The organism is Sulfurivermis fontis, from assembly GCF_004001245.1.
Lineage (GTDB): Bacteria > Pseudomonadota > Gammaproteobacteria > Thiohalomonadales > Thiohalomonadaceae > Sulfurivermis > Sulfurivermis fontis.
Window position 1 is genome coordinate 1,175,049 of sequence record NZ_AP018724.1, and the last position, 20,727, is coordinate 1,195,775.

The 20,727-nt window shown below is 65.6% G+C and carries 18 protein-coding genes and 2 pseudogenes; 6 read left to right on the forward strand and 14 right to left on the reverse strand.

The genetic code is table 11. The features are described from left to right. Positions 1 to 96: 96 nt before the first annotated feature. The 14 genes from EP379_RS06095 to dksA form a co-directional block, all read right to left on the reverse strand. Positions 97 to 789 (reverse strand): exonuclease domain-containing protein, encoded by a 693-nt coding sequence (locus tag EP379_RS06095; RefSeq protein WP_127476877.1) that lies wholly within the window; start codon positions 787 to 789, stop codon positions 97 to 99. Then, positions 789 to 2,654: a putative nucleotidyltransferase substrate binding domain-containing protein gene (locus EP379_RS06100; protein WP_127476880.1), complete on the reverse strand. Its 1,866-nt coding sequence runs from the start codon at positions 2,652 to 2,654 to the stop codon at positions 789 to 791. Before EP379_RS06100 ends, EP379_RS06095 begins: the two co-directional genes overlap by 1 nt. Before the next feature lie 172 nt (positions 2,655 to 2,826). Next, a complete protein-coding gene (locus tag EP379_RS06105; protein ID WP_127476882.1) occupies positions 2,827 to 4,605 on the reverse strand; it encodes a sodium:solute symporter family protein in 1,779 nt (592 codons plus the stop codon). 15 nt (positions 4,606 to 4,620) lie between these two features. Beyond that, a complete protein-coding gene (locus EP379_RS06110; protein WP_127476885.1) occupies positions 4,621 to 4,881 on the reverse strand; it encodes a DUF4212 domain-containing protein in 261 nt (86 codons plus the stop codon). A 79-nt stretch (positions 4,882 to 4,960) separates the two neighbouring features. Next, a complete protein-coding gene (locus EP379_RS06115; protein WP_338055847.1) occupies positions 4,961 to 6,865 on the reverse strand; it encodes a putative nucleotidyltransferase substrate binding domain-containing protein in 1,905 nt (634 codons plus the stop codon). Between the two features lie 524 nt (positions 6,866 to 7,389). Continuing rightward, complete coding sequence (locus EP379_RS06120) at positions 7,390 to 8,148, reverse strand: flagellar brake protein (RefSeq protein WP_127476887.1); 759 nt, start codon at positions 8,146 to 8,148, stop codon at positions 7,390 to 7,392. Between the two features lie 38 nt (positions 8,149 to 8,186). Next, positions 8,187 to 8,948 carry a flagellar brake protein gene (locus tag EP379_RS06125; RefSeq protein ID WP_127476889.1) on the reverse strand — a complete coding sequence of 254 codons (762 nt, stop codon included), beginning with the start codon at positions 8,946 to 8,948 and terminating at the stop codon, positions 8,187 to 8,189. A 115-nt stretch (positions 8,949 to 9,063) separates the two neighbouring features. Next, entirely contained in the window at positions 9,064 to 9,480 is a 417-nt protein-coding gene (locus EP379_RS06130) for a hypothetical protein (RefSeq protein ID WP_127478845.1), read from the reverse strand. 213 nt (positions 9,481 to 9,693) lie between these two features. Next, the gene (locus EP379_RS06135) at positions 9,694 to 11,031 is read right to left on the reverse strand and encodes a sigma-54-dependent transcriptional regulator (RefSeq protein WP_127476891.1); all 1,338 of its coding nucleotides are present in this window, start codon (positions 11,029 to 11,031) and stop codon (positions 9,694 to 9,696) included. Between the two features lie 148 nt (positions 11,032 to 11,179). After that, positions 11,180 to 14,164 carry a sensor histidine kinase gene (locus tag EP379_RS06140; protein ID WP_127476894.1) on the reverse strand — a complete coding sequence of 995 codons (2,985 nt, stop codon included), beginning with the start codon at positions 14,162 to 14,164 and terminating at the stop codon, positions 11,180 to 11,182. Then, a complete protein-coding gene (locus EP379_RS06145) occupies positions 14,154 to 14,360 on the reverse strand; it encodes a hypothetical protein (RefSeq protein WP_127476896.1) in 207 nt (68 codons plus the stop codon). Before EP379_RS06145 ends, EP379_RS06140 begins: the two co-directional genes overlap by 11 nt. A 62-nt stretch (positions 14,361 to 14,422) precedes the next feature. After that, positions 14,423 to 15,310, reverse strand: coding sequence for a tRNA glutamyl-Q(34) synthetase GluQRS (gluQRS, locus tag EP379_RS06150; protein WP_127476899.1), 888 nt, complete (start codon positions 15,308 to 15,310; stop codon positions 14,423 to 14,425). 115 nt (positions 15,311 to 15,425) lie between these two features. After that, the gene (locus tag EP379_RS06155) at positions 15,426 to 16,088 is read right to left on the reverse strand and encodes a nitroreductase (protein ID WP_127476902.1); all 663 of its coding nucleotides are present in this window, start codon (positions 16,086 to 16,088) and stop codon (positions 15,426 to 15,428) included. Between the two features lie 209 nt (positions 16,089 to 16,297). Beyond that, positions 16,298 to 16,768, reverse strand: coding sequence for an RNA polymerase-binding protein DksA (gene dksA, locus EP379_RS06160; RefSeq protein WP_127478846.1), 471 nt, complete (start codon positions 16,766 to 16,768; stop codon positions 16,298 to 16,300). 49 nt (positions 16,769 to 16,817) lie between these two features. On the opposite strand from dksA, the gene EP379_RS16495 reads away from it, so the two are divergent. The 6 genes and pseudogenes from EP379_RS16495 (at position 16,818) to EP379_RS06190 (ending at position 20,722) form a co-directional block, all read left to right on the forward strand. Beyond that, on the forward strand, positions 16,818 to 17,081 hold the full coding sequence (locus EP379_RS16495) for a hypothetical protein (RefSeq protein ID WP_197722868.1): 264 nt from the start codon (positions 16,818 to 16,820) through the stop codon (positions 17,079 to 17,081). A gap of 168 nt (positions 17,082 to 17,249) precedes the next feature. Then, on the forward strand, positions 17,250 to 18,014 hold the full coding sequence (locus EP379_RS06170) for an HAD family hydrolase (RefSeq protein WP_127476904.1): 765 nt from the start codon (positions 17,250 to 17,252) through the stop codon (positions 18,012 to 18,014). 74 nt (positions 18,015 to 18,088) lie between these two features. Next, positions 18,089 to 18,748: pseudogene (locus tag EP379_RS16980) on the forward strand (aminotransferase class I/II-fold pyridoxal phosphate-dependent enzyme); the annotation flags it as partial. 534 nt (positions 18,749 to 19,282) lie between these two features. After that, a pseudogene (locus EP379_RS16985) lies at positions 19,283 to 19,810 on the forward strand (aminotransferase class I/II-fold pyridoxal phosphate-dependent enzyme); the annotation flags it as partial. A 241-nt stretch (positions 19,811 to 20,051) separates the two neighbouring features. Further along, positions 20,052 to 20,300: a type II toxin-antitoxin system Phd/YefM family antitoxin gene (locus EP379_RS06185; RefSeq protein ID WP_127476906.1), complete on the forward strand. Its 249-nt coding sequence runs from the start codon at positions 20,052 to 20,054 to the stop codon at positions 20,298 to 20,300. Further along, positions 20,300 to 20,722 carry a type II toxin-antitoxin system VapC family toxin gene (locus EP379_RS06190; RefSeq protein ID WP_127476908.1) on the forward strand — a complete coding sequence of 141 codons (423 nt, stop codon included), beginning with the start codon at positions 20,300 to 20,302 and terminating at the stop codon, positions 20,720 to 20,722. The genes EP379_RS06185 and EP379_RS06190 overlap by 1 nt, the downstream gene beginning before the upstream one ends. Positions 20,723 to 20,727: the final 5 nt, after the last annotated feature.

The window sequence follows — 20,727 nt, forward strand, 5'->3', positions numbered from 1 at the left end:
GCGCCCTGCGGCGGCCGCCCACATCGCTGAAACCGGCCGCACCCCGCTCCGAAACGGGGTTGCCCACTATACCATGCGACTGGCTTGCGTGGGGCATCATGGCCGCAGCATCAGGTCTTTCAGCGGCAGCGGGTGGCTGCCGTCGCGCTCCGCCAGTTGGGCCAAAAACAGCTCGGCGGCGGCGAGGGCGTCGGTGAGGGCGTTGTGGGCCCGGTAGCGGGGCAGGTTGTAGCGGTTGCGCAGGTTGCCGAGGCGCATTTCACCGGGACGGATACCGTGATTGCGCCGTTGGAGGCTGCGCTGGGCGATGTACTGGGTGTCGATGACGGGAATCAGAAAACCGCTGCCATAGAGTTGTTCGCAGGCCGCGTCGAGAAATCCCAGTTCGACCCGGGCATGGTGGGCGATCAGCACCTTGCCGGCGAGCAGCGGCAGCAGGTCGGCCATCACGGCGGCGAGATCCTCGCCGCAGGCGGCGGCATCATCGGTGATGTGATGGATCACCGCGCTGGCCTCGGGGATGGCGCAATGCTGGCGTACCAGGCGGTGCTGTGCCGAGGCGAGCTCGATGCGGGTGCCGTGCAGCAGGACCCAGCCGAAGCTGATGATGGCATCCTTTTTGGCATTCAGCCCGGTGGTTTCCAGATCCAGCGCCAGATAGTCCAGTTTGCGGCAGTCGCTGCCGGTGGCGGCGAAGGGGGTTTCCAGATAATCGCGCAACGGCCCCGGTGCCGTCCTTGCCGCGAGGCGCCGGCGCCGGTAATCCAGGCTGAGCAGCCACTCCAGCATCAGTAGAAACGCCCGGTCTGGTAGCGTTGGGCCAGGGCAGTCTGCAGGGCGCTGATGGCAGAGAAGGCATCCTTCAGGTGATTGCGCTCCAGCGGCGTCAGTTCCTCCGGCGTGACGTAATTGTCCGGCGGCATGCCCTGCTTGATCTGACGCGCCTGATGGCGCGCGCGCAGGGTGCCGATGAATTCGAAGGCGTCTTCCAGATTGGCCGCGCCGTCGGCGCTGAGCGAGTGGGCATCGGCGGCGGCCTTGAGCCGCTCCACGGTGTTGAGCTCGGGGATGCCGGCAGTGAGGGCATACACCCGCGCCAGGTTGATCACCGGCAGGATGCCGCGCAGCTTGAGATCGAAGCTGTTGGCATGATCGCCCTCGCCGATGAGGACGAAGTTGCGGAAGAAACCCAGCGGTGGCCGGGTGGTCAGCGCATTGGTGGCCATGTAGGCGAGGAAGATCTTGTTGTCCTTGGCCTGGTGCAGCACCTCGGCGTGCAGCCGTGCATGCAGCAGTTCATCGCCGTGGATCGGGCGCATGTCGAAGAAGTTGGTGGCCAGCATCGCCGCCTTGCGATCGACGCGCATGATCCAGTCGTCGAAATACTGGCGCCACACCTGCCAGGGCTGGCGCCATTGCGGATTGCTGGCCATGATGCCGCCGGGACAGTTGTAGAAACCGCAGGCGTTGAGGCCGTCGGTGACGTACTGCGCCAGTTGCGTGAAGTAGCTGCCGTGCTGCTCCGGACGGTAGTCGTCGGACAGGATCAGGGCATTGTCCTGATCGGAGTGTACGGTCTGCTCGCGCCGCCCCTGCGATCCGCCGGCGACCCACACATAGGCCAGGGGGGCCGGGCCGAACTCGGCCTCGCCCAGTTCCAGCAGGCGCCGGGTGATGGCGTCGGTGACGGCGGAGATGGCCTGGCCCAGTTGATAGGCGCTGGCGCCGGCCGCGACCAGTTGCACCTGCAATTCCGGCAGCGCGGCGCTGGCCTGCACCAGATCGGCCACCGCCTTGCATTTGCGCACGCTGTCCACCGCATAGATAGAATTGGCGCTCTGGTAGCGGATCAGATCGGTGGTGGAGATGATGCCCTGCACGCCGCCGCTGCCCACCACCGGCAGGTGATGGATGTTGTAGCGCGTCATGGTGAGCAGTGCCTCGAAGGCGGGCGTATCCGGCGTCACCTTGTGCAGGTTGCGCGTCATGATTTCGCTCACCGGCCGGGTGCAGTCGATGCCGTTGGCGATGCAGCGCGAACGCAGGTCGCGATCGGTGATGATGCCCACCAGCAGGCGCTCGTCGGTGATGAGCAGCGCCGATACCCGCTCGCGGGTCATGATCTGCGCCGCCTCCTGGATGCTGGTGGCGGGCGGCGCGGTGACCGGCGCGCGGCCGATGAGCTCGCTGATCTCGACGGTCATCAGGTTGCCGCCGCGCGGCGTGTCCTGCAGGGTTTCGCGTGCGCGCCGCAGGCGCGTGCTGATGGATTGGGTGAAGTAGTCGTTGAAGTTCCTGTCCGCGTCGCGCAGGGCCTGCAGGCGGTCGCAGGGCAGGAGATAGAACAGGCTGTCCTCCACGGTGGTGCCGTTGAGGGAACGGGCCGGGTCGTGGGGCAGGCAGGCCGAGGAGTAGACATCCCCCTCGCCGTATTTGGTGACCAGTTCGTCACTGGCGTTGCGCAGTTCGACGGCGCCCTTGCGCACGATGTAGAGGCAGGGCTGCTCGGCGTCCGGCGGCGGAAACGGCGTGCCGCGACGCAGGTAGCGCACCGTCAGTTCCTTGGGCAGCTGATCGAGCGCCTCGTCGCTGAGCTGATCGAAAGGCGGATGGCTGGCCAGGAAATCACGTATTTCAATCAGTTCGACTTCCATACGGTGCTCGCTTGCCGCAACGGCCTGGTGGTTAGGCTGACACCGGCGGTGCAGCCGGGCCGGAATTCTGTTGGCTGAAAAATCCAATGGGCGTTCATCACGCCCATTGGCTGTCCTGCTGTCTGCCGTGCCGCCCTGCGCGGGGCAGGGCGGCGAACGGACAGATTACCGCTTAGTGACCGGTGGCCGTGCCGGCACCGCGGGGGATACGGATATCCTCCACCATGTGCTGGATGTGCTCCGGGGTCGGCGCGGTCACCTTCGAGACGATGACGGCGGCGATGAAGTTCAGCAGCGCGCCCACGGCACCGAAGGAGCCCGGGGAGATGCCGAACAACCAGTTGTCGGCGTTGTCGGGCAGGTTGGCGGTGCCCGGAATGAAGAACCAGCCCTTGTACACGAAGATGTATACAACGGTGGTGAGCAGACCCACCAGCATGCCGGCGACGGCGCCCTGACGGTTCATGCTCTTCATGAAGATACCCATCATCAGCGCCGGGAACAGCGAGGCGGCGGCGATACCGAAGGCCAGGGCCACCACCTGCGCGGCGAAGCCGGGCGGGTTGAGGCCGAGGTAGCCGGCGACGAGGATGGCACCGGTCATGGCGATACGCGAGGCCAGCAGCTCGTTCTTCTCGCTGATGTCCCTCACGAACACGCCCTTCAGCAGGTCGTGGGACACGGCGGAGGAGATGGCCAGCAACAGGCCGGCGGCGGTGGACAGCGCGGCGGCCAGACCACCGGCGGCGACCAGGGCGATCACCCAGTTCGGCAGCTTGGCGATTTCCGGGTTGGCCAGCACCATGATGTCGGCGTCGACGGTCACCAGTTCGTTGCCGTTCCAGCCGAACTCCTTGGCCTTGTCGGCAAAGGCGGCGTTCTTGTCGTTGTAGTACTGGATGCGGCCGTCACCGTTCTTGTCTTCGAACTTCAGCAGGCCGGTCTTCTCCCAGTTGGCGAACCAGGTCGGGCGCTCCTCGTACTTCAGGTTGCCTTCCGGCGCACCGACCTCACCGATCTGGGTGGTGTTGGTCAGGTTGTAGCGGGCCATGGCGCCGACGGCGGGAGCGGTGGTGTACAGAATGGCGATGAACACCAGGGCCCAGCCAGCGGAGGCGCGGGCATCGCGGACCTTCGGCACGGTGAAGAAACGCACGATGACGTGCGGCAGGCCGGCGGTACCGATCATCAGCGACAGGGTCAGCAGCGCCATGTTCAGCGAGCCGGTCTGGTTCACGTAGGTGCCAAAGCCGAGGTCGGTGATGATCTGGTCCAGCTTGGCCAGCATGTGCATGCCGGAGCCGTCGGCCATGGTGGAGCCCAGGCCCAACTGCGGCAGCGGGTTGCCGGTGAGCTGCAGGGAGATGAAGATCGCCGGGATGGTGTAGGCGAAGATCAGCACCACGTACTGGGCGATCTGGGTGTAGGTGATGCCCTTCATACCGCCCAGCACCGCGTACACGAACACGGTGGCCATGCCGATGTACAGGCCGGCGTCGTAGGAGATCTCCAGGAAGCGGGAGAACGCCACGCCGACACCCTTCATCTGGCCGATGACATAGGTGATGGAGGCCACGATCAGGCAGATGACGGCGACGATGCGCGCGGTCTGCGAGTAGTAGCGATCACCGATGAACTCCGGCACCGTGAACTTGCCGAACTTGCGCAGGTACGGAGCCAGCAGCATGGCCAGCAGCACGTAGCCGCCGGTCCAGCCCATCAGGTAGGCGGAGGCGCCATAGCCGTTGAAGGCGATGAGGCCGGCCATGGAGATGAAGGAGGCCGCGGACATCCAGTCGGCGCCGGTGGCCATGCCGTTGGCGATCGGATGCACGCCGCCGCCGGCGATATAGAACTCCTTGGTGCTGGCGGCACGGGCCCAGAAGGCGATACCGATGTAGACGGCGAAGGTGAAGCCGACTACCAGGTAGGTAATTGTTTTCAGATCCATGTAGGAATCCCCCAGTTAGTCTTCGTGGACGTCAAACTGACGGTCCAGCTTGTTCATGCGCGACGCATAGAAGAAGATCAACGCCACGAAGACGTAGATCGATCCCTGCTGTGCGAACCAGAAGCCGAGCGGATAGCCGCCGACGCTGATGCTGTTCAACGGGCCGACGAGCATGATGCTGAGCACATACCCGACGACGAACCAGATGGCCAGACAGAGCATCAGCAGGCGAACGTTCGCCTTCCAGTACTCCGCCGCTTTCGCGTTTAACGACATAGTTGCTTCCTCCTCGTGGTAGAAAACTACAGTGGTGCTGCCTTGCTGCTGCCGCCTCCAGCCCGGACGGCCGCGATTCCTACAACTGATACTCCAGCGCGAGTTTTGATTGCAGTTTGCGCGCCTGGCGGAATGCCTCCTTCAGGATGCGCCGGTCCAGCTCATTCAATGAATCCGGATCGACATGGTTGGACAGCGGCTGTCCCTGCTCCGACTGTCGCCGGTGTACGCGTACACGCAGCAGCTGGATGAAGTGATAGGACTCGGCCCAGGCCTCGACATCGGCCGGGTTGAGCGCCTTGAGCGCGGCGGCCTGACGCAGGCGCTCGACGGTATTGGTGGCGGCGATGCCGTGGGCAATGGCGGTGATGCGCGCGGCGTCCACGAAGGGCGCCAGACCATGCAGCTTGAGATCGATGCTGTGCGGATGCTTGCCGCCGCTGGATACCTTGATGTCACCGAACAGCCCCAGGGGCGGACGGTTGCGCAGGGCGTTCTCCGCCATCTGGCGCCGGAAGCGGCTGTTGGGTTCGACGCGCTTCAGCATCCAGGCGCGTAGTTCCTCCACCGGTGCCGGCTCGCCGTAGAGCGGACGGAAATCGAAATAGATGGAGGCATTGAGCAGATGCTGCGGCGTGCCCTGATCGATCCAGCGGCCGAAGCGGCCCTGCCATTCTTCCAGGCTGAGGCAACATTCCGGGTTGCTGGCCATCACGTTGCCGGGGCAGAGCGGGAAACCGATCACCGCCAGGGCGTCGTTGATGCGTTTGGCGATGGGCAGCAGTTCGGCGCGCACTTCGTCGGCGCTCTTGCCGGCCGGGGTGCGGAACAGGATGCCGTTGTCCTGATCGGTCTTCAGGGTCTGTTCGCTGCGGCCCTCGCTGCCGAAGGCCAGCCAGGTGAAATCCACCGTCGGCTTGCCGGTCTCGGTGAGGATCAGGGTGATGGCGCGCTGGGTGAGGCTGTCGTTGAGGGTGGTGATGATCTCGGTGATCTGATCCACCGAGGCGCCCTGGGCCAGCATCTGCTCCACCAGGCGATGGATGTTGCCGCCGAGTTGGGCCAGCTGCTCGACGGTCTCGGCGCGGGCGATGGAGCGGGACAGGTTGACCAGGCCGATGCGCTGCAGGGAGAACAGGTCGCGCTCCGACACCACGCCGGCCAGCCTGCCGTCCCGTACCACGCAGATGTGGCCGAAGCCGTGCTGCGCCATCAGCAACGCCGCCTCGTAGGCGCGCGCCTCGGGGGGCAGCCACAGCGGCGCCGGACTCATCACCTCGCGCATCGGCGTGTCGGCCTTGCGCTGCGGCAGGGCGACGCGCGACAGCACGTCGTGCAGGGTGAACATGCCGATGGGGGCCTGGGCGGCGTCGGTGACCACGATGCTGCCGATGTGCTCGCGGTCCATGATCGCCAGGGCCTCACCCACCGGCGTGTCGGCGGTGCAACTGATGGGCGCGCGCTGGATCAGGCTTTGCAACGGCGAGCTGAGCGAGGTGTCCTCGGAGACGCGGGTGGCCGAGTTGGCCTGGACGGTGCGCAGGGCGTTGTCCAGCAGGTTGGCCAGGCGGCGGGTGCAGAAGTCGTGGAACACCGGACTCTGCTGGAACAGCTTGTCGAAGTCCTCCCGCTCCAACTCGAAGCAGAAGGTGTCCTCCACCGCACGGTTGATGGTGCGCACCGGGCGGCGCGAGAGCAGGGCGCCGATGGGGAAGCTTTCGCCGGTGACCAGTTCCCAGGCCCCTTCGCTGTCGGGCTCGTCCTTGCCCAGCTCACCGCGGATGCGGCCCTGCTTGATGATAAAAAAGCGGCTGGCCGGACCGTCCTCGGGACGGGTGACGGCTTCACCGCGGGCGTAAAAACCGAGTTTCAGGCGCTTGGCGAGATAGTCCAGATGGGCCGGTGCCATCTGGTCGAACGGCGCATGGCGCCGGAGGAATTCCAGGATGGGGGTCAGCGGCTGATTGTTGGCGATCTGGTTCAAGCTGTCCTGCCACGCGCGCGAGAGAATCTGGTGAACCAGATAGCAATCGGCGTACCAGTTGCCGTTTCCTTTCAAAACAGCAGGTTGGCCTATTTCACCTGTGCGGCGTGTGGGTAAGTGTTACGGGGTGTAACGGGGGAGTGTTACGGAAGGTAACAGAAAGGCAGTTTCAAGTTTCAAGTTTCAAGTTTCAAGAAAGACCAACAATCCTCCTTGCCACTTGCCACTTGCCACTTGCCACTTGCCACTTGTCACTTGCCACTTGCCACTTGCCACTTGCCACTTGCCACTTGCCACTTGTCACTTGTCACTTGTCACTTGTCACTTGTCACTTGTCACTTGTCACTTGTCACTTGTCACTTGCCACTTGCCACTTGCCACTTGCCACTTGTCACTTGTCACTTGCCACTTGCCACTTGCCACTTGTCACTTGCCACTTGTCACTTGTCACTTGTCACTTGTCACTTGTCACTTGTCACTTGTCACTTGCCACTTGCCACTTGTCACTTGCCACTTGCCACTTGTCACTGGTCTTTTCTGACCTTGCGGCGCTCCAACTCGACGCGGTGGATGTAGCGCAGGATGGCGGCGTTGCTGCGGGAGTCCAGGCCCAGCAGGCGGCAGCCGATGCGGTAGAGCGGGGTGCCGTCCCGGCTGTCCACCTGATAGCGGTTGCGGATCTCGATGTCGGCGTGGATCACCCCTTCCTCGGGCAGTTCGATGCGGCAGCCCGGCACGATGCTGCCGGGTTCCCAGCCGCACTGCCGTCCTTCCGGCGGTTCGATGATGCCGACGCCGCCGACGCTGATATCGACGATGTGTGCCGAGATCGTGCCGCCATCAGGCGTGGCAAGGCTGATATTGAGGTGGCGGCCGATGGGGGTGGCGAGGCGGTAGTACTCGCGCCGCTGGATGCGGATGATGGAGGCGGGCAGGGGGATGACGAAGGCCGGCGCGCCCTGGAAGGTCGCTTTCTGGATGGACTCGCTGGTGAACTGGACCCGCACCTGGTTGTGGCGGGTGACGAACAGGATGCGGCGGGCCGCGAGCAGGCGCTGGTTGAGGCTGTCGTCCGGTCCGTAGTCCAGCACCAGGCGATTGTGCTCCTCGTCGAGGCGCAGGATGGTGGTGAGGATGAAGTCGCTGCCCTCGTTGAAATAGGCCGTGACCAACTGCAGCCCGCGCGCCAGATCGCCCAGCACGCGGAGGATTTCCATGCGGGAATCGACCCGGTAGCGTTCCGGGTCGATGGCTCCATCGTTGGTCATGTCATCGGCGCTCATGGGGTTCCGGTTCTCCGAAGTCTAGCAAGAATGCCGGCTCACTCCCGGCTCTTCGCCTTCTGCTCGATCTGCATGCGGTGGATGAAGCGTTGGATGATGGCGCTCTTGTCCAGCGGCAGGCCGTGAAAGGCGCAGCCGATGCGGCGCACCTGGCCGCCGTCGTTTTGTGTCATCAGGAAGTTGTTGCGCACCACCAGGTCGAATACCAGCGTGCCGGTATCCGGCAATTCGGCGCGGCAGCCCTGCAGCAGCGTGCCCGGTTCCGGATTGAACTGGCGCGTCGGGTCGAGCAGGCCGATGCCGCCGCAGCTGATGTCGGTCATGGTGAGGGCCACCTCATTCTGATCGGGCAGCCGGATATAGCACCTGACGGCGTTGATCTGCGGCAGGGTGACGCGGAAGAACTCGCGCCGCTGCTGGCGGAACAGGCTCTCCGGCAGGGCCGCGGCGAGGGCCTGCCGGTCCTGGAACTTGGCCCGTTGCAGGATGTTGCAGCTGAATTTGATGTTGATGTTGTCGTGCTTGGTGACGCAGACGGCGCGGCCGTATTCGAGCAGGCGCTGGTTCAGTTTCTCGTCGGCGCCGTAGTCCAGCACCAGCAGGTTGCGTTCGGGCATGACGGCGAGCACGGCGGTGAGGATGTATTCCTTGCCGTGATTGAAATAGGCGGTGAGGATGTCCGGCCGCTTGCTCAGATCCACCAGCACGTTGGTGATGGCCGCCTTCGACGTCAGCAGGAAACGCTCGTCGTCGCCGCCGTCGAACAGCTCGGTCTTCTTCTCTTCGGCCTGCTCTGCCATGTCGCTGAAGCTTTTCCCCCGCCGTTTCAGGGTAGTTATTGTTGGTGTGCTATCGGCCGCCCTGCCGGAAACTTGCGCATTCTAACCGCAATGAGGTTTTTATGCAGGATACGCCTCAGGCGAACAGGCGCTGCCACCAACGGCGGCGGCTGGCGGTGGGCTGCATGGCCTCCAGCCCCCGCGGGGCCAGACGGGACAGCACCCAGCCGGGCAGGGGCGGCGGGTTGTTGCCGGATGAGCCGCAGGAGCTGCCCAGGTTGTGCGGATCGTAGATCTTCACCATGGTCGGCCGGGTCATGTCGTCGGCATAGACGATGCCGCAGTAATCCTCGTCGTGGTCGCGGCGCAGCAGCGCATCGATCTCCGTGAGGAAGGTGGCGAACTGCTCCGCGCTCACCGGCGCCACGGGGGGCTGTTCGCCCACGGCATAGACATACCAGCCCTCATCGGCCTGGCTGCGCAGCGTCTGCCACAGTCGGTCCAGGTCCTCCCAGCGCAGCGCACTGGCGAAGAAACCGCGGAAGGCGGTCATGTACGGGTCATTCTGCTCCAAGTTCCCTACCTCACAACAGGCAAAAGATTTCAACGCAAAGACGCAAAGGGCGCCAAGGACGCAAAGTCATTTTGTGTAGGAGCGGCTCTGCCGCGATGGTGCTCAAGACCATACGCCGCGCCGCAGCGTGCCAGAGGCGCCCTAGTGAAACGCTTCATATGAAACCTTTGCGCCCTTTGCGTTCAATGGCTTTTAGCCTTTTGTTCGCGGCAGTCCCAGTTTCTGGCGCCGCTCCCACAAGGTCTTGCGGCTGATGCCGAGGTGTCGCGCCAGCTCGGTTTCCGTCATCTGGCCCTCGTTTTCCCGCACGAAGCGGCGGAAGTAATCATCGAGGGACAGGGTCTCGTCAACGGCGGACGGGCTATCCTGCCCGTTGCCGGGCGCGTTGTCGATAGCCAGCAGCTGGGGGGTAATCTGTGGGCCGTCGGCGAGTATTACCGCACGTTCGATGACGTTTTCCAGTTCGCGCACGTTGCCCGGCCAGTTGTGCTGCAGCAGCCGCTCCATGGCCTCTTCGGTGATGTGCATCGGCGGGCGGTTGAGGCGCCGGCGCGTCTTCTCCAGCAGCTCCGCGGCCAGCTGGCGGATGTCGTCGCCGCGCTCGCGCAGGGGCGGCAGCCGGATCTCCATCACGTGCAGGCGATAGTACAGGTCGCTGCGGAAGCTGCCGGCGTTGACGCACTGCTGCAGGTCGCGGTGGGTGGCGGCGATGAGGCGCACATCGACCTTGCGCGACTGGGTGGAGCCGACGCGGCGGATCTCGCCTTCCTGGATCACGCGCAGCAGGCGCGCCTGGGCCTCCAGCGGCAGCTCGCCGATTTCGTCCAGGAATAGCGTGCCGCCGTCGGCGGCCTCCACCAGGCCGCGGTGGGTGCCGACGGCGCCGGTGAAGGCGCCCTTTTCGTGGCCGAACAGCTCCGACTCGATGAGGCCGGCGGGGATGGCAGCGCAGTTGACGGCGATGATCGGCGCGTCGCGCCGCGTGCTCTGCTCGTGCACCGCACGCGCCACCAGTTCCTTGCCGGTGCCCGACTCGCCGAGGATCAGCACGGTGGTGTCGGTGGGCGCCACCTTGCGGATGCGCTCGAACACCTCTTGCATCGCCGCACAACAGCCGATCATGCCGCCGGCGGGGTAGGCGCGCTGTAAGTCTTGCTTGAGGGCGGCGTTCTGCCGCTCCAGCGTGCTCTGTTTGAGGATGCGCTCCACGGTGAGCAGCATCTCGTCATGATCGAAGGGCTTGGCGATGTAGTCCACCGCGCCCATCTGCATCGATTCCACCGCCGAACGCACGCTGGCATAGCTGGTCATCACCAGTACCGGTACCCCCGGCGCCCTGGCGATGATGGCCGTGCCCGGTTCGCCGGGCAGACGCAGGTCGGTGATGATCAGGTCGAAGTCGGCGAGAGGGTGCCGCTCCGCCTCGGCCACCGATCCGGCCTCGGTGACGTCGTAGCCGGCGCGCTGCAGCAGACGGCGCAGCGAGGCGCGGATCACCGCTTCGTCTTCGATGATGAGGATCTGGCTCATGACTCTATTTCAAACTGCGTGGGTAGGAGGATAAGCGCAACGCATCCGTCAAGCGGATAGGCACGAGGGTCAAGGTACGAGATGCGAGGAAGGTGTACGCTGCGCGCACGGCTGTTTGAATTCACAAAACAATACCCATGCAGCGAGTTCATTCCTCGTCCCTCGTCCCGCGTATCTCGTGCCTCGACACAGGCAGGCGCAGGATCACCGAGGTACCCTCGCCGGGCCGGCTGCGCAGGGTGACCGTGCCGGCGTGCTCGGCCACGATGTTGTAGACCATGGGCAGGCCGAGGCCGGTGCCTTCGCCCGGCTGCTTGGTGGTGAAGAAGGGTTCGAATACCTGGTCCTGTAACTCCTCCGGGATGCCGCGGCCATAGTCGGTGACCACCACTTCGATGAAATTGCCGTCGCTGCGCCCGCTGACGATGACGCGATCGCCCGGCTGCGAGGCGTCGCAGGCATTGGTGAGCAGGTTGACGAACACCTGGATCATGCGCTGTTGATCGCCGTGCAGGATCAGGTCGGCTTCGCAGCGGTTGATGAATTCGATCTGCTTGCCGGCCTGGGACAGGCGCACCAGGCGTATGGCGTCCTCGATGCAGGCATGCAGATTGAAGGGGGCCGGCGTGTGATCCACTGCCGTGCCGCTGTGGCTGAAGCTGACCAGCGAGTGCACGATGTTGGTGATGCGCCGCGTCTGCTCCAGGATCTGTTCGATGCTCTCTTCGACGAAGGCCGGGTCGCCCTTGTCGTACAACACGTTCTGCGCCAGACAGGCGATGCCGGTGACCGGATTGCCGATCTCGTGCGCCACGCCGGCGGCGAGACGGCCGATGGAGGCCAGGCGTTCGCTGTGGGCCAGCTCCGACTCCAGCATGTGCAGGTCGGTGAGGTCTTCGATGAGGATGACCGTGCCGCCGCTGTGCGGACGGCGCAGCGCGGCGTCGATGCCGGCGGTGTCCTCGATGGCGGCCTTGTGCAGGTTGAAGACGCGGGCGCGGCCTTCGCTGTTTACCTTCACCTTGCGCAGGTGGCGATCCTGGGTGCGCAGGAAGCCGCCGAGCAGGCCGGCCCAGGGATCGGGCAGCTCGCGCAGCGGACGCCCCACGGTCTGGTAGTCCTCCAGTCCGGAAAGCGCCGCCATGGCCTGGTTCCAGGAGATCACCTCCAGCTCAGGGCTCACCGCGCACACGCCCAGCGGCAGGTCGAGCAGCACCTGACGGTGGTAGCGACGCAGGTTGTCCAACTCGGCGGCGAGGCCGCGCAGTTGCGAGCGCGACTCCTCCAGCCGCTGTTCGACGAAGCGCACGCTGGCGGCGAGGGCGTTGCGGGTGGTGGTGTCGGTGCGCAGGCGCTCGTCGACGATCATGCGCGCCAGCAGCGGCCCCACCAGCCCGGACAGATTGCGCTCGATGCGCTCGCGCAGGCGGCGCAGTTCGGTCTGCCGTTCCTCGTCCGGTGTCAGGCCGAGGTCGGCCAGGGCCTGGGCTACCTCCCGTTCGGCCATCTCCGCGCCGGTGATCTGTGCCAGCTGTTCCTTGAACTGCTGCGGCGAGACGGCCAGCGGCACGCCGCTCGGCGGTGTCATGCTCTCCTTGCAGCAGGCGCGCGCCGCCTCCTGCTCCTCCTCGCTGGCCTCGGTGATGAGTGAAATGCCGGCAAACAGCAGACTGTTGACCGCCAGGGTCCAGAAGGTGGCGTGCCCCCAGGGCGAGCCCTCCACCTGGCCCCAGCCGGACAGCCAGGCGAGGGAGGCCGGCAGGATGCCGGAGTGTTCCAGCAACGGCAGCACCAGCAGCACCGCCCATACCGTACCGCCGCCGAGCAGGCCGGCGATGAAGCCGAGGCGGGTGGCGCGCCGCCAGTAGAGCAGGCCGACGATGCCGGGCAGGAACTGCGCCACGGCGACGAAGGAAATGAGGCCGAGCTGCACCAGACCCTGGTTGTGCTCCAGCAGCAGGTAGAAGCCGTAGCCGGCGAGGATGATGACGGCGATGAGTACGCGCCGGCCCCACAGCAGCCAGCGGTAGATGTCGGTTTCCGGCGACAGCCGCGGCGGGAAGCTGGCCGGCAGCACCAGATGGTTCATGCACATGGAGGCCAAGGCCAGGGTCTCCACGATCATCATGGCGCTGGCGGCGGAGACGCCGCCGAGGAAGGTCAGCACCGGCAGGATCGCGGAATCGCCGAACAAGGTGATGCCGAGCACGTAGTAGTCCGGTGAGGTATCCGGTGTCAGCCGCTGGCCGGCCCACAGGATCGGTGGGATGGCCAGGTTGAGCAGCAGCAGGAACAGGGGGAAGGCCCAGGCGGCGACGTTCAGCGTGCGCGGCTCGATGTTCTCGGTGAAGGTCATGTGGAACTGGCGCGGCAGCAGGAAGGCCGCGGCGAAGGCCAGCAGCAGCAGGGTCGGCCACGGTCCCTCGCGCACCGGTTCATACAGCCGGTCCAGGGCCTCCGGGTGGGCAGTTAGCCAGGCCTCCATGTCGGCAAAGCCGCCGAACACGCCATATACCGCGAACAGTCCCACCGCCAGCAGCGCCAGCAGCTTGATCAGCGACTCGAAGGCGATGGCCACCACCAGGCCTTCGTGTTTCTCGCGCGCCGAACTGTGGCGCGCGCCGAACAGCACGGCGAACAGGATCAGGGTGATACAGAAGCCCAGCGCCAGGAACAGCTGCGGCGTGGTGTCCTGGGTCAGCACCTGCAGCGACTCGGTCACGGCGCGCACCTGCAGGGCCAGATAGGGCAGGATGCCGGCGAGCATGAACAGGGTCACCAGCACGCCGGCCAGCTGGCTCTGGTAGCGGAAGGCGAACAGGTCGGCGAGCGAGGCGAGCTGGTATTCCCGCGTCAGGCGCAGGATCGGCTTGAGCAGGATCGGCGTCAGCAGAAAGGCCAGGGTGACGCCGAGGTAGATGGTGAGGAAGTTGTAGCCCTGGGCCTGGGCGAAGCCGACGCTGCCGTAGAAGCTCCACGAGGTGGCATAGACGCCCAGCGACAGGGTGTAGGTGAGCGGATGGCGCGCCAGTTTCGCCGGCAGCCAGCCGCGCTCGGCGGCGTAGGCGATGAGGAACAGCAGCAGCAGGTAGCCGACGCCGGCGAGGAACAGCTGCCACAGTTCAAAGGTCATGGGAATCCTGCCGTGCGCGCCGCTGCAGCCGGTACATGGCCACAATCAGGCCCAGCCAGATGAGGTAGGGCAGATACCAGGGATTGCCGTCCGCCGCCCACCAGTCCAGCAGCGGCGAGACGAGCAGGAACAGGGCCAGCAGAAACAGGAGGACCACCCGGTCCAGCTGGCGTTCGTTTTGGGTGGGGAGAGGCATCGGCGCAGCTTACCAGAAACGTTACGAAAGGTAACAGCCGTCGCAGGAGCGGAGGCGGCCCGTTACAGGGGCAGGGCGCGGGTGGCCGGAATCGTCGCGGCGTCCCAGTGCACAACCGCCCATCGCCACAGCGCAGGGACATCCCCTTCCAGCAGTTCCGCCGGCGGCTGCTGGCCGAGGAAGGTGAGGGCCTGCCACAGGGGAGGTAACGGATTGTCCATGGGCAGGGCCGGGGCGTAGGTCTGCTTGGACAACTTTTCGCCGGCGGCATTGACCGCCACCGGCAGGTGCAGGTAGGTCGGCGTCGGCAGGCCGAGCAGGTGTTGCAGAAGGATCTGACGCGGGGTGGAGTCGAGCAGGTCGCTGCCGCGCACGATGTCGGTGACGCCCTGGGCGGCGTCGTCCACCACCACCGCGAGCTGGTAGGCCCACAGGCCGTCGGCGCGGCGCACCACGAAATCGCCCACCTCACGCTCCAGGTTTTGCCGCTGCATCCCCTGCAGGCGGTCGTCGAAAGCGATCACCCTGCCGTCGGTGCGCACGCGCAGGGCGCCGGGGCCGTCGATGGCGTGGCCGGCACTGCGGCAGGTACCGGCATAGACACCGGGGGCGAGATGGGCGGCGGCCGCCGCCTCCAGCGCCTCGCGGCGCGAACAGCGGCAGGCATACAGCACACCGCCGCGCCGCAACTCTTCCAGTGCGGCGCGGTAGGCGTCAGCGCGCCGGCTCTGGTACAGCACCGGTCCGTCCCACTCGAAACCGTAGCGTTCCAGGGTGCGCAGGATCAGGTCCGCCGCGCCGGCCATCTCGCGCGGCGGGTCGATGTCCTCCATGCGCACCAGCCAGTGCCCACCCTGCCGACGGGCCTCCAGGCAGCTGGCCAGGGCCGCAAGCAGCGAACCGAAGTGTAATGGTCCGGTGGGCGAGGGGGCGAAGCGACCGATGTACATCTCAAATACAAGTTACAAGTGACAAGTTACAAGCAAAGGCACGCCCCTCCCGGCCTCCCCCACGGTGTGGGGGAGGAGGGAAAACTCCCTCCCCGGGGAGGGTTGGGGAGGGGGATTACTCATACCAGCGGGTGAAGGCATCCACCGGCTCGCGTTCGGTACGGTAGCGGTTTACCGCCGCGTCCGGATCGGCATAGCCCAGGGCGATGCCGCCGAGCAGGGCCAGGTTCTCATCGATGCCGAGCAGATTGCGCACCACGTCGGGATACTCGCCCAGCGAGGCCTGCGGGCAGGTGGCGAGGCCCTGTTCCTGCGCTGCCAGCATGATGCTCTGCATGAACATGCCCATGTCTATCCAGGCCCCCTGGCCGAGGCGGCGGTCAAGGAACAGCAGCAGCCCCACCGGGGCGCCGAAGAAGCGGTAGTTGTTGTTCCACGCCTCACGCTGTTTTTCAGTGTCCTCGCGGCGGATATCCAGCGCCTGGTACAGCGCCAGGCCGCACTGCTTGCGCCGCTCCTTGAACGGCTCGAACCACTGCACCGGGTAATACTGGTAATCGGGAGTGGCCGGCCCGGCGGCGCGGGCGGCGATCAGGGCATCCGCCAGTTTGCGCTTGGTTTCACCGCGCACCACCGCCACCTGCCAGGGCTGGATGTTCACGCCGGAAGGAGACCAGCGCGCGGCATCGAGGATGGCGCGCACCTGTCCATCGCTCACGGGGCGATCGAGAAAGGCGCGGGTGGAACTGCGGCGGGTGAGGGCGGTGGTGACATCCATAGTGAATCTCCGATGTGCAGGCTGGTTTATTGTAACCGCGCAAGGTTCAGACAAATCAAAAATGGCCGGAGTGTCGTGGGAGCCCGGTTTGCCGGGGGATGCGGCCTGTCCGCTGCCGCAATCGCCCGCTGAATCGGGCTCCTACATAGCCGCAAGACAACAAAAAAGGGCCTTGCGGCCCTTTTCTGCTGTGTCTGCGGCGAACGGCCTCAACCCATCTGCTTTTCGCGGATTTCATCCAGCGTCTTGCAGTCGATGCACAGGGTGGCGGTGGGACGCGCCTCCAGGCGGCGGATGCCGATCTCCACGCCGCAGGACTCGCAGTAGCCGTATTCGTCCTTGTCCAGCTTGTCCAGAGCCTCGTCGATCTTCTTGATCAGCTTGCGCTCGCGGTCACGGGTGCGCAGCTCCATGGTGAATTCGGATTCCTGCGTGGCGCGGTCGTTGGGGTCGGGGAAGTTGGCCGCCTCGTCCTGCATGTGATGCACGGTGCGGTCCACTTCTTCCATCAGTTCACGCTTCCAGGCGCGCAGGATGTCGCGGAAGTGATCCTTCATGGCATCACTCATGTACTCCTCGCCCTTCTTCTCCTTGTAGGGGGTGAAGCCGCCGAAGCCCTCGGCGGAGGAGGTGGATTTCTCGGCCGCCGCGGCGGTCTTGCTGGCTGCGCTGCTCTTCATGGATGGGGTGCTTTTCTTGCTCGTTGTCGTTTTGGGTTCGGGGGCTTGCTTGGCCGCTTCAGTCTTTTTCGGCGCAGCGGGCTTTTTCTCGGCGACAGCTTTCTTGGCAGCAACGGGTTTTTTTGCCGCCGCGGGCTTCTTCTCGGCCGCAGCCTTCTTCGCCGGAGCAGGTTTCTTTTCCGGCGCGGCTTTCTTCGGCGCAGGCGCCTTCTTGGCCGGGGCCGCCTTCTTGGCAGTCGTCGCTTTCTTCGCGGGTGCGGTGGCCTTTTTGGCCGGCGCTTTCTTTGTCGGCATACGCCTGTCTCCTGACTGAGCGCAAAAACAAGCCGGCATAAATACCAGAAAGGGTTCCCACCTGCAACCAAGGCAACGCGGCCATGGAGGGCGGGGGATGACCGATGGGCGATGTCGGGTTTATTTTCTCCCGGGCTCAGGTAAGCTATGCGGCCCCTCCGGAAAACAGCGATACCACAGGAACCCCATGAGCGAGTTGCAAGCCCTGCTGTTCGATGTGGACGGCACCCTGGCCGATACCGAGCGCGACGGCCACCGTCCAGCCTTCAACCGTGCCTTTGCCGATGCCGGCCTGGACTGGGACTGGTCACCGGAACTGTATGGCGAACTGCTGGCCGTCACCGGCGGCAAGGAGCGTATCCGCTACTATCTGGACAAGTTCAACACCGGCTTCCGCTACGACGGCGACCTCGACGCCCTCATCGCCTCGCTGCACAAGGCCAAGACCGCCCATTACACCCGCATGCTGGCCGAAGGGGCCATTCCGCTGCGCCCCGGCGTCAAGCGGCTGATTGGGGAGGCCCGCGCCGCCGGCCTGCGCCTGGCCGTGGCCACCACCACCACGCCGGAAAACGTCACCGCCCTGCTCAGGCACGCCCTGCACCCGGATGCCGAGTCCTGGTTCGAGGTCATCGCCGCCGGCGACGTGGTCCCGGCCAAGAAGCCGGACCCGGGCATCTATCTGTATGCCATGGAAAAGATGGGCCTGACCCCGGCCCAGTGCATCGCCTTCGAGGACTCCCGCAACGGTATCCTCGCCTCCCGCGGTGCCGGCCTCGCCACCATCATCGCGGTCAACGGCTACACCCGCGACGACGACTTCACCGGCGCGGCTATCGTCGTCGACCACTGGGGGGAGCCGGATCAGCCGTTCACCGTGCTCCAGGGCGATGCGGCGGGCCATGACCACCTGACCCTGGATCTGGTGCGGCAGTTGCACGCAAGGGGGTGACAACGGGCCGTAGGAGCGAATCGTATTCGCGATATGATCCCTGACCGAAACTGAACCCAGGGAATCCCCGCCCCATGACCGACACCCGCACACCCCGTCTCGCCCACCGCATGGCGGAAATCGAGTCCTTCCAGGTCATGGACCTGCTGGCCCGCGCCCGCGAGCTGGAAGGGCTGGGGCGCGACATCGTCCACATGGAGATCGGCGAGCCGGACTTCCCGACGCCCGAGCCCATCACCGCCGCCGCCCGGCGCGCCCTGGCCGAGGGCAAGACCCACTACACCCCGGCCCTGGGCCTGCCGGCCCTGCGCGAGGCCGTCGCCGGTTTCTACCGGCAGCGCTACGGCGTCGCTGTTTCCCCGGAGCGTATCGTCATCACCCCCGGCGCCTCCGGCGCTCTGCTGCTGGCCCTCGGCGTGCTGCTCAATCCGGGTGAGAAGGTGCTGCTGGCCGACCCGGGCTACCCCTGCAACCGCCACTTCGTGCGTTTCCTCGACGGCGCGGCACAGTCGGTGCCGGTCGATGCCGACACCGCCTGGCAACTGGCGCCGCGCCATATCGAACAGCACTGGGACAGCCAGACCGTCGCCGCCATGGTCGCCAGCCCCTCCAATCCCACCGGCACCCTGCTGGGGCGCGACGAACTGGCCGCCCTGGCCCGGGCCGTGGCGGAGCGGGGCGGTACCCTCATCGCCGACGAGATCTACCACGGCCTGACCTACCCCCTCCCGGCCTCCCCCACGAAGGTGGGGGAGGAGGTGGGCAGGCTCCCTCCCCATTCGATGGGGAGGGTTGGGGAGGGGGGCTGCGACAGGCACCCCCTCCCGGCCTCCCCCACGAAGGTGGGGGAGGAGGACAGGCTCCCTCCCCATTCGATGGGGAGGGTTGGGGAGGGGGGCTGCGACAGGCACCCCCTCCCGGCCTCCCCCACGAAGGTGGGGGAGGAGGACAGGCTCCCTCCCCATTCGATGGGGAGGGTTGGGGAGGGGGGCTGCGACAGGCACCCCCTCCCGGCCTCCCCCACGAAGGTGGGGGAGGAGGGCAGGCTCCCTCCCCATTTGATGGGGAGGGTTGGGGAGGGGGGCTGCGACAGGCACCCCCTCCCGGTCTCCCCCACGAAGGTGGGTGAGGAGGTGGGCAGGCTCCCTCCCCATTTGATGGGGAGGGTTGGGGAGGGGGGCTGCGACAGGCACCCCCTCCCGGCCTCCCCCACGAAGGTGGGGGAGGAGAAATCTCCCTCCCCCTCGCAGGGGGAGGGCCGGGGAGGGGGCAACCGCGCCGCCTCCGCCCTGGAAGTGGCTGCGGATGCCTTCGTCATCAACAGCTTCTCCAAGTACTTCCAGATGACCGGCTGGCGCCTGGGCTGGCTGGTGGTGCCGGAGGGCTACGTGCGCGAAGTAGAAAAGCTGGCGCAGAACCTGTTCATCGCCCCGTCCACCCCGGCCCAGTACGCCGCCCTGGCGGCCTTCAGCGACGAGACCCTGGCCATCCTCGAGGCGCGCCGCGCCGAGTTCCAGCGCCGCCGCGACTACCTCCTGCCGGCCCTGCGCGCACTGGGCTTCGACATCCCGCTGGTCCCGCAGGGCGCCTTCTATATATACGCCGACTGCAGCCGTCTCGCGGCGGACAGCCGGCAGTTCAGCCGCGACCTGCTGGAGCAGGCCGGCGTGGCCGTCACCCCCGGTGCGGATTTCGGCCGCCACCATCCCGAACGCTACCTGCGCTTTGCCTACACCACCGACCTGTCCCGCCTGGAAGAGGGCGTCGAACGAATCCGTCGTTTCCTCGGTCACTGATCCCTATCAGCCCTCACTCTGCGAGCGATAGCTGGACGTTCCGAGTGTCCGCCGCGGCGCAGAGCGTCACGCACTCCTTTCCCACACGGGGCGCTTCTGCGCACCTGCGCCCGCGACATACCGTCCATCCATGGACATAAACGGGGCAACGATAACCCCGACGGCGAGCTGCGACGGGTTGTGCCATACCGTCGTGCGGACTAGAATCTGACTATCTAATTGGTCAAGTCTGGAGTTCGTCATGGACAGCACCACCATCAGTATCGCCGATGCAAAGGCACGGCTCAGTGAGTTGGCCGAGCTTGCGGCCAGCGGGAAAACGGTCGTTATCACCAAACGCGGCAAGCCCGTGTTGCAGCTATCCCGGCCAGAACGCCCGCGGCAGCCCGTCGATGTGAAGGTATTGCGTCAGTTAACGGCCGGATTGCCGCAGCAACCCGACGATGCGAGCAGTTTTGTGCGCCGGATGCGTGATGAGGCGCGCTATTGATGCTTTATCTCGATACCAGCCTGCTAGTGGCCGCATTCACCAACGAGGTGCGGACCAGGGAAATGCAGGATTGGCTCGCTGCCCAGCCGCCGGAGCAGCTTGTCATCAGCGACTGGGTTATCACTGAGTTCTCCGGCGCCTTGTCGCTCAAGGTTAGAGTCGGCCACTTGTCTTCCGCTCAACGGGCGGAGGTGCTGGCAGCGTTTACCGCCATGACCGAGGCATCGTTTACCATCCTGCCGGTATCGCGCCTTGAGTTCCAAATGGCGGCCCGATTTGCCGATCAGCACTCGACAGGGCTGCGTTCCGGCGACGCTCTGCACCTCGCTGTCGCGTCAGCCCATGGTGCTCGGTTGTGCTCTCTGGACCGTATGCTGGTGAGTGCGGCAGAAGCCTTGGGTGTCAGTGCTGTTCTGCTATAGCCCCT

Coding starts and splice junctions, on each gene's coding strand:
- EP379_RS06190 (WP_127476908.1), top strand. CDS start 20,300: ATGCTTTATCTCGATACCAGCCTGCTAGTGGCCGCATTCACCAACGAG.
- EP379_RS06185 (WP_127476906.1), top strand. CDS start 20,052: ATGGACAGCACCACCATCAGTATCGCCGATGCAAAGGCACGGCTCAGT.
- EP379_RS06155 (WP_127476902.1), bottom strand. CDS start 16,088: ATGGATGTCACCACCGCCCTCACCCGCCGCAGTTCCACCCGCGCCTTT.
- gluQRS (WP_127476899.1), bottom strand. CDS start 15,310: ATGTACATCGGTCGCTTCGCCCCCTCGCCCACCGGACCATTACACTTC.
- EP379_RS06130 (WP_127478845.1), bottom strand. CDS start 9,480: ATGACCGCCTTCCGCGGTTTCTTCGCCAGTGCGCTGCGCTGGGAGGAC.
- dksA (WP_127478846.1), bottom strand. CDS start 16,768: ATGAAGAGCAGCGCAGCCAGCAAGACCGCCGCGGCGGCCGAGAAATCC.
- EP379_RS06095 (WP_127476877.1), bottom strand. CDS start 789: ATGCTGGAGTGGCTGCTCAGCCTGGATTACCGGCGCCGGCGCCTCGCG.
- EP379_RS06100 (WP_127476880.1), bottom strand. CDS start 2,654: ATGGAAGTCGAACTGATTGAAATACGTGATTTCCTGGCCAGCCATCCG.
- EP379_RS06140 (WP_127476894.1), bottom strand. CDS start 14,164: ATGACCTTTGAACTGTGGCAGCTGTTCCTCGCCGGCGTCGGCTACCTG.
- EP379_RS06170 (WP_127476904.1), top strand. CDS start 17,250: ATGAGCGAGTTGCAAGCCCTGCTGTTCGATGTGGACGGCACCCTGGCC.
- EP379_RS06135 (WP_127476891.1), bottom strand. CDS start 11,031: ATGAGCCAGATCCTCATCATCGAAGACGAAGCGGTGATCCGCGCCTCG.
- EP379_RS06105 (WP_127476882.1), bottom strand. CDS start 4,605: ATGGATCTGAAAACAATTACCTACCTGGTAGTCGGCTTCACCTTCGCC.
- EP379_RS06120 (WP_127476887.1), bottom strand. CDS start 8,148: ATGAGCGCCGATGACATGACCAACGATGGAGCCATCGACCCGGAACGC.
- EP379_RS06125 (WP_127476889.1), bottom strand. CDS start 8,948: ATGGCAGAGCAGGCCGAAGAGAAGAAGACCGAGCTGTTCGACGGCGGC.
- EP379_RS06110 (WP_127476885.1), bottom strand. CDS start 4,881: ATGTCGTTAAACGCGAAAGCGGCGGAGTACTGGAAGGCGAACGTTCGC.
- EP379_RS06145 (WP_127476896.1), bottom strand. CDS start 14,360: ATGCCTCTCCCCACCCAAAACGAACGCCAGCTGGACCGGGTGGTCCTC.